This window comes from Phytobacter sp. SCO41 (assembly GCF_003073275.1).
GTDB lineage: Bacteria > Pseudomonadota > Gammaproteobacteria > Enterobacterales > Enterobacteriaceae > Phytobacter > Phytobacter diazotrophicus.
Window position 1 is genome coordinate 5,587,101 of the sequence record NZ_CP027225.1, and the last position, 12,225, is coordinate 5,599,325.

The following is a 12,225-nucleotide window of genomic DNA, read 5'->3' on the forward strand; positions in this document are numbered from 1 at the left end:
TCCTGAAAACCCACAGTTCTGATTCTGGAATAAATTAACGACGTTCTGTATCAGGCCGGTACCGGAATCTGGCCCATAAAAATGTACCGCTGCTGAAATGGTGAACTAAAAACCCGTGGTAAATCACAGTTTATTATTTTGCGCATTGCCGGTGGGTTAAAAATCGCTATGTTGTGGGCTGAAACTGGATTGCTACCGCTTTGCGGGCTAAACCTGACATCTCCCTTCTGGAGGTGCCAGGTTTTTTGTTTTTAGGGCTGAGTAAAAAACAGCCAGCCGCAAAGATGTGTCCAGTACAGGATTGTTACTGCTTTCGACAGGCAAAACCTGAACTCACACCCGATTCATCTCGGGTGGGTTCAGGTTTTTTTTTATCCAAAAAATGGTTGGATGGAAACCATGAAAAAAACAATACCCTTAATTCTGGCATCATCATTTTTATACTCAGTTACCCCTGCGATGGCCGCAACCGGAAATATGACCATCGAACAGCGCCTTGCGGCGCTGGAGAAAGATCTCAGCGAAACAAAAAAGGAATTACAGCGCTACAAGGATGAAGAGAAGAATAAGCAGGCGGTTTACTTTTCGCAGACCGCTTCTGCGCCTGCGCCCGCATCTGCGACGGCAAGTACAGCGAAAATGACACCGGCCCCTGCTGCTGTGCTGGTTCAGACAGCGCCAGCGCCGGGTGCTCAGCCGTCTAAAACTGAAGATGTTTCATCCATGTCGATGAAAGATCTCAGTAAGTTCGTCAAAGACGAAATTGGCTTTAGTTACAACGGTTATTTCCGCTCGGGATGGGCGACCACCACGAACGGATCGCCCAAATCCTGGGCTATCGGCTCGTTGGGGCGTTTTGGCAACGAATACACCAGTTGGTTTGATTTGCAGTTCTCCCAGCGTGTCTATAACGAAAATGGTAAGAGCGCGAAAGCTGTCGTCATGCTCGATGGTAACGTTGGGCAGTCCTATTCTGCTGGCTGGTTTGGCGACAACAGCACCAATGAAAACTACCTGCAGTTCTCTGATATCTACCTGACCACCACCGGTTTCCTGCCATTCGCCCCGGAAGCGGATATGTGGGTGGGTAAGCACCAGCTTCCCAAATATGAAGTACAGATGCTCGACTGGAAAACGCAGCGTACTGATGCCTCCGGCGGCGTTGGGATTGAAAACATGAAGCTTGGCAGCGGTAAGCTTGATATCGCGCTGCTGCGTGAAGATATTGATCAATACGACCGCTCACTAAGCCACTCACAGAAACTTAACACCAACACCGTTGATGTCCGCTATAAAGCCATTCCGTTGTGGGATAAAGCAGAACTGATGGTCAATGGTCGTTACGCGATGGCGAACTCGACGGATACGCAGAAAGAGAACGTGAACGACAACGGGTATTACAAATGGAAAGACACCTGGATGTTTGGCACGGCGTTAACGCAGAAATTTAAAAACGGCGGTTATAACGAATTTAGCTTCCTGATGGCCAATAACTCACTGGCAAGCAGCTTTGCCCGTTACAGCGGTTCCAGCCCGTACATCGCGTTCAATGGTCGTTACTATGGCGATCACACCAACGGTACGGCGATTCGTCTGGTCTCGCAGGGCGAAACCTATTTGCGTGACTATGTGATCGTGGCCAATGCGCTGGTCTATTCACGAGGCGAAGATGTCTATAGCTATGAGACTGGCGCTCACAGTGACTTCACCAGCTATCGTGCGGTGGTACGTCCGGCGTATATCTGGGACAAATACAACCAGACGGGCGTAGAACTGGCGTATTTCAACCAGCAGAACAAAAATCAATACGGCGCGAAGTTCAAAGAGGCAGGGTATAAAACCACGCTTTACCATACGCTTAAGGTCAACACCAGTATGCTGACATCCCGCCCGGAAATTCGTTTTTATGGTACCTACATCCATGCGCTGGATAACGAACTGGATAATTTCAGCTTCGCTGATGAGAAAAATAACCAGTTTGCCGCAGGCGTTCAGGCTGAGGTCTGGTGGTAATGCCCGCTTAATAACTCTGCATGAACGACAAAAAAATACGAGGGATTTGATATGAAAAGAAACATCGCCTGTCTGACACTCGCCATCACCGCACTGCTTGGCAGCGCGGCTATTCCCGCCATTGCGGCCCCTTTTCCGGCAACCCCGGATTTGTCGGTGCCGGTCAGCCAGTATGTGACTCAGGTGAATGCCGATAAAAGCATTACCTTTCGCCTGTTTGCGCCAGCAGCAAAACGGGTGTCGGTGGTTACCGGTTCCACCCCGGACAGCTTTGTCTCCCATGATATGAGCAAAGATGAGAGCGGCGTCTGGTCCTGGAAAAGCGAATCTCTGGCGCCGAATCTGTACGAATATTACTTTGATGTGGATGGTTTTCGTTCGGTAGACACGGGAAGCCGTTTTCAGAAACCGCAGCGTCAGGTTAACACCAGCCTGATCCTGGTTCCGGGAAGTATTCTCGACGATCGCGCCGTACCGCATGGCGATCTCTTGACGGTGACTTATCACTCGAAAGCGTTGAGCTCAGAGCGTCGCGTCTATATCTGGACACCGCCAGGCTATAACGGCAAAGGTGAGCCGCTGCCGGTCCTCTATTTCTATCATGGTTTTGGTGATACCGGTCTCTCGGCTATCGATCAGGGGCGCCTGCCGCAGATCATGGACAACCTGCTGGCCGAAGGCAAAATCAAACCAATGCTGGTGGTCGTGCCGGATACGGAAACCGACATCGCGCAGGCGATTGCGGAAAACTATCCGCCGAAAGAGCGTCGCAAAACTTTCTATCCGCTGAATGCTAAAGCGGCCGATCGCGAACTGATGCATGACATCATCCCGATGGTCGATGCGCGGTTTAACGTGCGCAAAGATGCAAGCGGGCGCGCGCTGGCCGGGTTATCGCAGGGCGGTTATCAGGCGCTGGTCTCAGGGATGAACCATCTTGATAGCTTTGGCTGGCTGGCAACCTTGAGTGGCGTAACGACCACAACCGTTCCGGATGCGGGTGTTACCGCTCAGCTTAACAAGCCTCAGGAGATCAACAAGCAACTGCATAACTTCACGGTGGTGGTCGGTGAAAAAGATTCCGTCACGGGCAAAGACATTGCCGGTCTGAAAAGCGATCTTGAGAAGCAAGGCATTAAATTCGACTACAAGATGTACCCGGGCCTGAACCACGAAATGGATGTCTGGCGTCCGGCGTATGCCGAGTTTGTCCAGAAACTGTTTAAGTGATGCATTACGCCTCTCCTGTTAGGGAGAGGCGTTTACCGTTAGCGCGTAATGTTCCAGCCGCGCGCTTTCCACAATGCCGGGAGCTGCGACAGCTCGGTGAACGTGGTCACCTGCGGATGGTCGATCGGTTTGTTATGCGGATCGGCACAGAAATAAAAGACTTCCATGCCTGCAGCAATACCCGACTGTGCGCCCGCCACCGAATCATCAATCAGAATGCAGCGCGTTGTATTCACATTCAGCGCTTTTGCCGCATGGAACATCAGTTCCGGGTCGGGCTTCCAGCGTTGAATATCGTAGCCGCTGAACAGCAGATTCGGGAAATGGTGCAGAAGACCGGTTTTGCCAAGTGAATGCTCCATTTTGCTTACCGGGCCGTTAGAGACCACACAGACAGGCACGGTGACTGCATCAAGCAGCTCTTTCGCCCCCGGAATGATTTCCAGCTCGGAATCAAACAGCCGCGCCACTTCGCTGCGAAATACTGGCTCCAGTTTGGTTTTGTCCAGCGTCACGCCGTGTTCTTCGCCTGTCACCTCGATTATCTCGTAGAGTTTCATACCTTTGAAACGTTTGAACACCTCTTCAAGATCGAGCGTGATGCCAAATTCTTTAAACATATGCACATATGCGCGCGAACAGATGACTTCACTGTCTACCAGGGTGCCGTCACAGTCGAAAAATACTGCTTCAATTTGGGACATGCCGTTTCCTGTATATTGCAAGTTTATCGTTTACTTAAGGCAGATTACCCCACGCAATCGTTGCCGTATAAGCAAATTCAATGAAAAAAAGTGTGTGATAACCGTCAACATTGTCTCATTTTGGTATAGGATAGCGACGAATTTTCCCTCCTTGTTCGGAAATTGATAATGAGCCAACAACACACTACCCAGGCGTCGAGCCAAGGGTTGCTTGAGCGCGTGTTTAAACTGCGTGAACATGGCACGTCGGCACGCACCGAAGTGATCGCCGGTTTCACCACGTTTTTGACGATGGTCTACATCGTTTTTGTTAACCCGCAGATTTTGGGTGTCGCCGGGATGGACACCAGTGCGGTCTTCGTCACCACCTGTCTGATTGCCGCGTTCGGCAGTATCCTGATGGGTCTGTTTGCTAACCTGCCGGTTGCACTGGCACCCGCGATGGGCCTGAATGCCTTCTTCGCGTTTGTGGTGGTGGGCGCGATGGGGCTCTCCTGGCAAATTGGGATGGGCGCGATTTTCTGGGGTGCGGTAGGTCTGCTGTTGCTGACTATTTTCCGCGTTCGTTACTGGATGATTGCCAATATCCCGGTGAGCCTGCGTGTGGGCATCACCAGCGGTATTGGTCTGTTTATCGGTATGATGGGCCTGAAAAACGCCGGTGTGATTGTGCCGAACAAAGATACGCTGGTGGCCATTGGTAACCTGACGTCTCACAGCGTCCTGCTGGGTGTTCTGGGCTTCTTTATTATTGCTGTTCTGGCTTCCCGCAATATTCATGCTGCGGTACTGATTTCTATCGTCGTGACCACTCTGCTGGGCTGGATGATGGGCGATGTGCAGTATCACGGGATTATTTCCGCGCCGCCGAGCGTGGCGAGCGTTGTGGGTAATGTTGATCTGGCCGGGTCGTTCAACATTGGCCTGGCAGGCGTTATCTTCTCCTTTATGCTGGTTAACCTCTTTGACTCCTCCGGTACCCTGCTTGGTGTGACCGACAAAGCGGGTCTGGTTGATGAGAACGGTAAATTCCCGCGCATGAAGCAGGCGCTGTATGTCGACAGTATCTCTTCCGTGGCGGGTTCGTTCATCGGTACCTCTTCGGTGACCGCGTATATCGAATCCTCATCCGGTGTCTCTGTTGGTGGCCGCACAGGTCTGACTGCTGTTGTCGTCGGCATCCTGTTCCTGTTGGTTATCTTCCTGTCGCCGCTGGCCGGAATGGTTCCTGCTTACGCTGCTGCGGGCGCGCTGATTTATGTTGGCGTTCTGATGACATCCAGCCTTTCTCGCGTGAAGTGGGATGATCTGACCGAAGCGGTTCCGGCGTTTATTACTGCCGTGATGATGCCGTTCAGCTTCTCAATTACCGAAGGGATCGCACTTGGCTTTATCTCTTACTGTGTGATGAAGCTGTTCACTGGGCGCCTGCGTGACCTCAGCCCGTGTGTGGTTGTGGTTGCGGTGCTCTTCGTGCTGAAAATCGTCTTTATCGACGCCAAATAAGCAGTAAGCCCTTTTCGAAGAAAAGGGCTTTAGTGTTTGCTCCCTCTGCCCGTGGGAGAGGGCCTGGGTGAGGGCATCAGCCCGCACTTCGCTTACGCTTTTACCCGCTGAATATAGTCGCCAAAGGCCGTCAACTGCCCGGTCAGATGATCGAGCGTGCTTTGATCCACCACTTCTCCCGTCTGCTGATCGACTTTGCTTTGAATCACGCCGCCCATAAATTCTGGCTTGTTCATTACCATGGCATCAAGGAAGACCAGGATTTGCCGCAGGTGATACTGGCAACGCGCGCCGCCAATCGCGCCCATTGAACTGGTCTGGATAAGCACCGGTTTGCCGGACAGCGGTTGTTCAGGAAGACGTGAGAGCCAGTCAATGGCGTTTTTCAGCCCACCGGGTACGGAATAGTTATATTCCGGGGTCACAATGACCACACCATCCGCTTCGCGAATCTGTTGTGCAATCTCTTCGATACGGGCGGGAAAACCCTCTTCCTGCTGCAAATCGGCGTCATACAGCGGAATGTCACCGATGGACGGCAAAGGTAAGACTGCCATGCCCGCTGGGGCCAGTTTGGGTAGCGTCCGCGCAACCATCGCGTTAAACGATCCTTTACGCAAACTACCCAGTAACGTCACAACGTTAAGTGATGCAGACATAATGACTCCTTGCGATCGGGTCAGTTAATAATAAGGGCTTTTTCTGCTGGCAAACTGGTGAAGCGCATCAGGCGGGAGAGGGGATCGTTCGCGCGTGTCTGCACGTCTGGCAGAAAGCGCCACCCATTTTTGCTGTCAAACTCCCAGATCTTGAGGCTCTCGATGGCCGGCGTCACCGCAACCGACCAGATCAAGACATCCTCAGCATCACATAAAACTTCGACCTGAGCCAGTTGGGGAACGCGCAGTCGTCCGGCGCCAGGTAGCAGTTGCAACATGCCGGGGGAATCCTGCATTTGATTGAGAAGCTTAAGCACGCTTTGTCTCAGGGTTGAGAGCTGCGCCTGTGCTTCGTTGGGATCGTTCTGGTTGTTGATCCAGAGCTGTTCGTTGCTGCTGAACTGCCAGGATTTTTGTGCATGGGGGCTGTGAAAACTGCGGGTGGCGCGCTGTAACTCCATGTCCAGACCACACTCGCCTTCTGTAGTGATCGCCACGCCAACCATATTTCCGGCGTATGCCAGAGAGAAATGTGGCAGGCCAGGATCGGAAAATTTCGGGCGTCCGCTGGATTCAATTATGATGTCCGGGAGTTCGCTGATGCCATAAAGCATAAACATCATTTCAGCGAGCAGTGCCCGTGAAGCCAGATAGCGCGACTGCTGGTGTTCAGGAAGTTGCCGGGCGCTGTTATGACAGGCCTGGGAGAGCCGCGTTGAAACTAAACATCCCTCTGAGAGGATCCCTCGTGCAAAATGCGTTGCCATTTTCCCTCCGTGATAATGGTCTGATGCAGGAAACGATAATCAACATTATCGCGCATACCGCATAGGTTTTAATGCGGAAAAACGCTGATGAAAAGGCCAATCTGGCCACATTTACAATAAATTTAGTCAATATGTGCCCATCTACATATTTCCTGCACAATTCATTCAATCGGCAGCACGCGTGTCCAGTTGTAATTCACCTGAGCCAGTTTCAGAGTCCCTTCTACGCTGCCGTAGCGTTGCTGGCGATTTGCGAGGTAAAAGTGCCGTAATGATGGGGGCAGGTATTGTGCCTGATAACGTAATAGCGTTGTGTGCCAGAATGGCGGTGGTAGTGGGGTATGCGCATGGCGGTCAATCAGATGATTGCGCCAGGGGGAGGCCAGTAGCGCGTCGCAAAATTGCTGGCGTGCCTGTTGGCTTTTTTCATCAGGAATACCAGCCAGCAAAATCTGACCCGGTAGCGCAACCAGCCGCAGCTCATTTATGCGAACGGTATGTTGCCGCCAGCGCTGCCAGAGTGTCAGTAAAGAGGCCATATTCTCAGGCGGCTCTGCGGCGCTATAAAGCGGCAGCGTGATCGGGATAAAGGTAAAGTGCAGGCCGTCGGCGGGCATGACATCGGCCAGCGTATCATCGCTCACCCGTATCGCAAGCTGCTGGCGCAGCGAGGCGATGGCAGTGGGTAGGGAGGGCTGAATCCCGCTCGCCAGCGCCAGTTTGTGCGGGTCGTAATAAGCTTGTTGCATGATCTCGCCGCAATCAGGCGCCTTCTGCCAGGCGACCAGCGTGCGTTCACTGGTCGCTTCGTAGATGGCGGACAGGGCATCGGCCGTCTGGCTCATTTACCGATACAGAAGCTGGAGAAAATACGGCCCAGCAGATCGTCGGAGGTAAACTCACCGGTGATCTCACTCAATGCCTGCTGTGCCAGTCTCAGCTCTTCTGCCAGCAGTTCGCCTGCCCAGGCACCCAGTAGCTGCGCTTTACCCTGTTCAAGGTGACTGGCGGCGTCTGAGAGCGCCTGCAGATGGCGACGACGTGCCAGGAAGCCGCCTTCCATATTGGTATCAAAGCCCATGCTCTGCTTGAGATGATTACGCAACTCATCCACGCCTTCGCCAGTACGTGCCGACAGGCGGATAAGTGAGTGACCATTTATATCGCTGATGCCCGGCGTTTCACCGGTCACATCCGCTTTGTTACGCACCACGGTAATGGGCAATTTGGCGGGCAGACGTGCAATAAAGTCCGGCCAGATATCCGCCGGGTCAACGGCGCTGGTGGTAGTGCCATCCACCATAAACAGTACGCGGTCTGCCTGTTCAATCTCCTGCCAGGCACGTTCAATGCCGATACGCTCAACTTCGTCGCTGGCATCGCGCAGCCCGGCGGTGTCGATGATGTGCAGCGGCATACCATCAATGTGGATATGCTCGCGCAGCACGTCGCGGGTAGTGCCGGCGATGTCGGTCACGATCGCCGCCTCACGGCCTGCCAGTGCGTTCAGCAGGCTCGATTTCCCGGCGTTTGGACGCCCGGCAATCACTACCTTCATCCCTTCGCGCAGCAGGCTGCCCTGGCGCGCTTCGGCGCGCACAGCATCCAGATCGCCCATCACGCTGTTAAGCTGAGCTTCAATTTTGCCGTCAGACAGGAAGTCGATTTCCTCATCCGGGAAATCAATGGCCGCTTCCACGTAGATACGCAGGTGAGTGAGTGCTTCCACAAGGTGATTAATGCGTGCGGAAAACGCCCCCTGCAGTGAGTTCAGCGCCGAGCGTGCCGCCTGTTCTGAACTGGCGTCAATCAGATCGGCAATGGCTTCCGCCTGGGCTAAATCGAGTTTGTCATTGAGGAATGCTCGTTCGGAGAACTCTCCCGGTTTCGCAATGCGTACGCCCGGAAGTGTCAGAATACGTTTGAGCAGCAGATCGAGTATCACCGGGCCGCCGTGGCCCTGCAGTTCCAGCACGTCTTCGCCAGTGAATGAATTCGGGCCTGGAAACCACAGCGCAATGCCCTGATCTAACGCGGTACCGTCGGCATCCCTAAACGGCAGATAGTCGGCGTAGCGCGGTTTTGGCAGCTTACCCAGCACGGCTTGCGCGACATCACGCGCGTTGAGGCCGGAAATACGCAGGATACCAACACCACCGCGTCCCGGTGGGGTAGCCTGGGCGACGATCGTGTCGTTATGGCTCATGATATGTCTCATTGAATCCCAATAAAAAGGGCGGTCATGAGACCGCCCTGTCATTACTATTCTGATTACCGGGTGGCGCTACGCTTACCCGGCCTTCACCGAATCAGGAGCTTTTCTTCTCGCGGCTATGCAGCCCACGTTTCTCCAGACCACGGTAAATCAACTGCTGCTGAATAATGGTCACCAGGTTGCTGACGATATAGTACAGCACCAGACCTGACGGGAACCACAGGAAGAACACCGTGAAGATGACCGGCATAAAGGTCATGATCTTCTGCTGCATCGGGTCGGCCACGGTGGTCGGAGACATCTTCTGAATGAAGAACATCGTCACGCCCATCAGGATCGGCAGGATGTAGTACGGGTCTTGTGCAGACAGGTCATGGATCCACAGGGCGAACGGCGCATGGCGCAGTTCAACGGAACCCATCAGCATGTAGTACAGCGCAAGGAAGATTGGCATCTGGATAACCAGCGGGAAGCAACCACCCAGCGGGTTAACTTTCTCTGCTTTGTACAGCGCCATCATTTCCTGGCTCTGACGCTGCTTGTCATCGCCCAGACGCTCACGCATTGCCGCAATTTTCGGCTGCAGCATACGCATTTTCGCCATGGAGGTGTACTGCGCTTTAGTCAGCGGGTACATGATGCCACGAACGATAAAGGTAATTGCGATGATGGAGAAGCCCCAGTTACCCAGGAAGCTGTGGATCCATTTCAGCAGTTTGAACAGCGGCTGAGAGATAAACCACAGCCAGCCGTAATCCACGGTCAGATCCAGGTGCGGCGCAACGGCAGCCATTTTATCCTGAATTTCCGGGCCGACCCACAGAGTGCTGCCCAGCGTACTGGTTTGACCCGGCTGAACCAGAACCGGTTCAGATTTATAACCGATAGCGGCAATACCGTTGCCCAGGTTCGCCGTGTAGAAGTTATTGGTGCCTTCGTTACGCGGAACCCATGCGGTAGCGAAATACTGCTGCAGCATGGAGACCCAACCGCCTTTTGCGCTGACGTTCAGGTTTTCGTTATCGGCGATGGTGTCAAATTTGTATTTTTCATACTTCGCGTCCGGCGTGGAGTACGCAGCGCCGCGGAAAGTATGCAATGCAAAGTTGCTGCTGCCGGTGTCGCGGTGCGACGGCAGATTGATGGACTGTTTCAACTGACCAAAGGTAGCCACTTCCAGCGGTTTCTCGCCGGCGTTCTGCACGTTGTAACCTACGTTCACCGCATATTCACCGCGTTTCAGGGTGAAGGTTTTGGTGAAGGTGTTACCAGCAGCATCGGTATAGGTCAGCGGAATGGCCAGTTCGTTCTGGCCATCAGCCAGCACAAACGCATCTTTTTCGCTGTTGTACAGAGGACGTGGGCCGTTCGCCGGATTATCCGGGCCGTCGCGACCGGTCAGACCGCTCTGCGCCTGATAGATAAACTGCGGGGTCGTTTCCAGTAACTGGAACGGCTCGCTGGAACCCAGCTCTTTCGGATAACCCAAAAGCTGTGCCTGCTCGACATCACCACCACGGGTGTTGATAGTCAATTCCAGCACGTCGGTTTTAACCGTAATCAGTTTCCCCTGGCCACTGGCTGGTACGCCCTGGTCGGCTGCGCTACCCGCTGCGGTGGTCGTAGTCTGCGTGGTCTGCTGCTGAGGCTGAGGATTTTTATCCTGCTCCCAGGCTTGCCAGATCATGAAAGACACGAACAACAAAGCGATGACAAAAAGATTGCGTTGCGAATCCATCGTTAGTGTTCTCTGGTATTAAAGGGTCCTGGCGGGACGGGGTCGTCTCCACCCGGGTGTAAAGGGTGGCATTTTAATACGCGTTTCACTGTCAACCAACTGCCTTTTATCACTCCAAACCTGCGCAATGCCTCAATTCCATAGCGAGAGCATGACGGGTTGAAACGGCAACGCGGCCCGAGTAGCGGACTAATCAGGATTTGATAGACCCGAATCAGGCCTATCAGGAGCCGAGTGCCAGGCGACAATGGCGGCGCCATAATTTTTCCAACGCTTCCGAAAGAGCACGGTTATCGAGGTCAGCAACCCCCTTTTTCGCCACTACCACGAAATCCATTGCGGGAAGTTCATGTTGACGCAAACGAAAACTTTCACGCGTCAGACGTTTAATCCGGTTGCGTTCATGTGCGCGTTTGACGTTTTTCTTAGCGACGGTAAGACCGATACGGGGATGCCCCAGCGAATTCAGGCGGCCGAGGATGGTGATTTGCGGCGTGCCAGCCCGTTGTGGCTGCTGGAAGACGAAAGTGAAATGACTGGGAGTTAACAAACGTAACTCCCTGGGAAATGCGAGCTTAACCACTCAGGGTTAGCTTTATTACTTGGAAACGGTCAGACGTGCGCGGCCTTTAGCGCGACGACGAGCCAGAACCTGGCGACCATTTTTAGTAGCCATACGAGCACGGAAGCCGTGAGAACGGTTGCGCTTCAGTACGGACGGTTGAAAAGTGCGTTTCATGGCGATTTCTACCTAAACTTGAATAAATTCAATGGCTTTTTTGGATACCCGAACGAATATCGTACGACGGACGCCGAAGCCATGGGTGATTAAAGAGGCCGGATTGTAATAATTGTACACTCCGGAGTCAATTCTCTTTCCTTATAACACGCTTATTTTTGCACAGTTTCGCGTAAAAAATAAGCAGTGCTCGACGACTAAAAACGAGCAAAGCACGCCGGGTGGTGGATTATACGGCCTGGCGGGCAAAGCGCAAGGATCCGCCTGGATCTTCATTAGATCGATTAAGCAGGAAATTGGCATTACTCATTAAATTTTCCAATATGCGGCCTAAATCGTCCCGCACTGCACCTGGGATCGATTACACTTACCCGATTCCGAATCCCCCTGTGGATAAATCGTGAAGAATCTGTGATAAACAGAAGATCTCTGACGCAGTTTAGGCTATGATCCGCGGTCCCGATCGCGATCCGTGGATCGTGAACAGGGCAAAGTACACTTTCCTCAACGGTGCAATGATGCAGCCAGAAGGAAGCGTGTAAAACCGCAGATAGCGGTTCGCACGTCACCCTCGTTGGGTCTGATCGACGTGTGTCAACAATCATTAATGTTTCTGCCTTTTATTTATCGATTTTTGTTCGAGTGGAGTCCGCC

Annotated in this window: 11 protein-coding genes and 2 pseudogenes; 4 read left to right on the forward strand and 9 right to left on the reverse strand. The window is 53.1% G+C overall.

Annotation, left to right across the window (positions count from 1 at the left end):
- Positions 1–459: 459 nt before the first annotated feature.
- The 3 genes and pseudogenes from C5523_RS28055 to C5523_RS27135 form a co-directional block, all read left to right on the forward strand.
- Positions 460–570 (forward strand): annotated as a pseudogene (locus C5523_RS28055) (carbohydrate porin); the annotation flags it as partial.
- 81 nt (positions 571–651) lie between these two features.
- A pseudogene (locus C5523_RS27130) lies at positions 652–2,013 on the forward strand (carbohydrate porin); the annotation flags it as partial.
- Between the two features lie 51 nt (positions 2,014–2,064).
- Positions 2,065–3,243 (forward strand): esterase, encoded by a 1,179-nt coding sequence (locus tag C5523_RS27135; protein WP_039080017.1) that lies wholly within the window; start codon positions 2,065–2,067, stop codon positions 3,241–3,243.
- A 38-nt stretch (positions 3,244–3,281) separates the two neighbouring features.
- Here the strand turns inward: C5523_RS27135 and yieH are convergent, their stop codons facing one another.
- A complete protein-coding gene (gene yieH, locus C5523_RS27140; protein ID WP_039080018.1) occupies positions 3,282–3,947 on the reverse strand; it encodes a 6-phosphogluconate phosphatase in 666 nt (221 codons plus the stop codon).
- A 168-nt stretch (positions 3,948–4,115) separates the two neighbouring features.
- Here yieH and C5523_RS27145 point away from each other — a divergent pair, with 168 nt between their 5' ends.
- Positions 4,116–5,453 (forward strand): NCS2 family permease, encoded by a 1,338-nt coding sequence (locus C5523_RS27145; protein ID WP_039080019.1) that lies wholly within the window; start codon positions 4,116–4,118, stop codon positions 5,451–5,453.
- A 92-nt stretch (positions 5,454–5,545) separates the two neighbouring features.
- On the opposite strand, the gene C5523_RS27150 is transcribed toward C5523_RS27145, so the two are convergent.
- The 8 genes from C5523_RS27150 to rpmH form a co-directional block, all read right to left on the reverse strand.
- Positions 5,546–6,112 (reverse strand): NADPH-dependent FMN reductase, encoded by a 567-nt coding sequence (locus C5523_RS27150; RefSeq protein WP_108702268.1) that lies wholly within the window; start codon positions 6,110–6,112, stop codon positions 5,546–5,548.
- Positions 6,113–6,132: 20 nt separating this feature from the next.
- Complete coding sequence (locus tag C5523_RS27155) at positions 6,133–6,879, reverse strand: 4'-phosphopantetheinyl transferase superfamily protein (RefSeq protein WP_071195140.1); 747 nt, start codon at positions 6,877–6,879, stop codon at positions 6,133–6,135.
- Between the two features lie 161 nt (positions 6,880–7,040).
- Positions 7,041–7,724, reverse strand: coding sequence for a hypothetical protein (locus C5523_RS27160; RefSeq protein ID WP_108702269.1), 684 nt, complete (start codon positions 7,722–7,724; stop codon positions 7,041–7,043).
- The gene (mnmE, locus tag C5523_RS27165; RefSeq protein ID WP_108702270.1) at positions 7,721–9,085 is read right to left on the reverse strand and encodes a tRNA uridine-5-carboxymethylaminomethyl(34) synthesis GTPase MnmE; all 1,365 of its coding nucleotides are present in this window, start codon (positions 9,083–9,085) and stop codon (positions 7,721–7,723) included. Before mnmE ends, C5523_RS27160 begins: the two co-directional genes overlap by 4 nt.
- A gap of 103 nt (positions 9,086–9,188) precedes the next feature.
- Positions 9,189–10,832 carry a membrane protein insertase YidC gene (yidC, locus tag C5523_RS27170; RefSeq protein WP_039080024.1) on the reverse strand — a complete coding sequence of 548 codons (1,644 nt, stop codon included), beginning with the start codon at positions 10,830–10,832 and terminating at the stop codon, positions 9,189–9,191.
- Between the two features lie 2 nt (positions 10,833–10,834).
- Positions 10,835–11,092: a membrane protein insertion efficiency factor YidD gene (gene yidD / locus C5523_RS27175; RefSeq protein WP_072039764.1), complete on the reverse strand. Its 258-nt coding sequence runs from the start codon at positions 11,090–11,092 to the stop codon at positions 10,835–10,837.
- Positions 11,056–11,415, reverse strand: a complete 360-nt coding sequence (rnpA, locus tag C5523_RS27180; RefSeq protein ID WP_071195137.1) for a ribonuclease P protein component — start codon at positions 11,413–11,415, stop codon at positions 11,056–11,058. The genes yidD and rnpA overlap by 37 nt, the downstream gene beginning before the upstream one ends.
- Before the next feature lie 15 nt (positions 11,416–11,430).
- The gene (gene rpmH, locus C5523_RS27185; protein ID WP_000831330.1) at positions 11,431–11,571 is read right to left on the reverse strand and encodes a 50S ribosomal protein L34; all 141 of its coding nucleotides are present in this window, start codon (positions 11,569–11,571) and stop codon (positions 11,431–11,433) included.
- Between the last annotated feature and the right edge of the window lie 654 nt (positions 11,572–12,225).

Excerpts from the sequence above, each read along its gene's own strand:
- C5523_RS27135 (WP_039080017.1), top strand. The coding sequence starts at position 2,065 with ATGAAAAGAAACATCGCCTGTCTGACACTCGCCATCACCGCACTGCTT.
- yieH (WP_039080018.1), bottom strand. The coding sequence starts at position 3,947 with ATGTCCCAAATTGAAGCAGTATTTTTCGACTGTGACGGCACCCTGGTA.
- C5523_RS27145 (WP_039080019.1), top strand. The coding sequence starts at position 4,116 with ATGAGCCAACAACACACTACCCAGGCGTCGAGCCAAGGGTTGCTTGAG.
- C5523_RS27150 (WP_108702268.1), bottom strand. The coding sequence starts at position 6,112 with ATGTCTGCATCACTTAACGTTGTGACGTTACTGGGTAGTTTGCGTAAA.
- C5523_RS27155 (WP_071195140.1), bottom strand. The coding sequence starts at position 6,879 with ATGGCAACGCATTTTGCACGAGGGATCCTCTCAGAGGGATGTTTAGTT.
- C5523_RS27160 (WP_108702269.1), bottom strand. The coding sequence starts at position 7,724 with ATGAGCCAGACGGCCGATGCCCTGTCCGCCATCTACGAAGCGACCAGT.
- mnmE (WP_108702270.1), bottom strand. The coding sequence starts at position 9,085 with ATGAGCCATAACGACACGATCGTCGCCCAGGCTACCCCACCGGGACGC.
- yidC (WP_039080024.1), bottom strand. The coding sequence starts at position 10,832 with ATGGATTCGCAACGCAATCTTTTTGTCATCGCTTTGTTGTTCGTGTCT.
- yidD (WP_072039764.1), bottom strand. The coding sequence starts at position 11,092 with ATGGCGCCGCCATTGTCGCCTGGCACTCGGCTCCTGATAGGCCTGATT.
- rpmH (WP_000831330.1), bottom strand. The coding sequence starts at position 11,571 with ATGAAACGCACTTTTCAACCGTCCGTACTGAAGCGCAACCGTTCTCAC.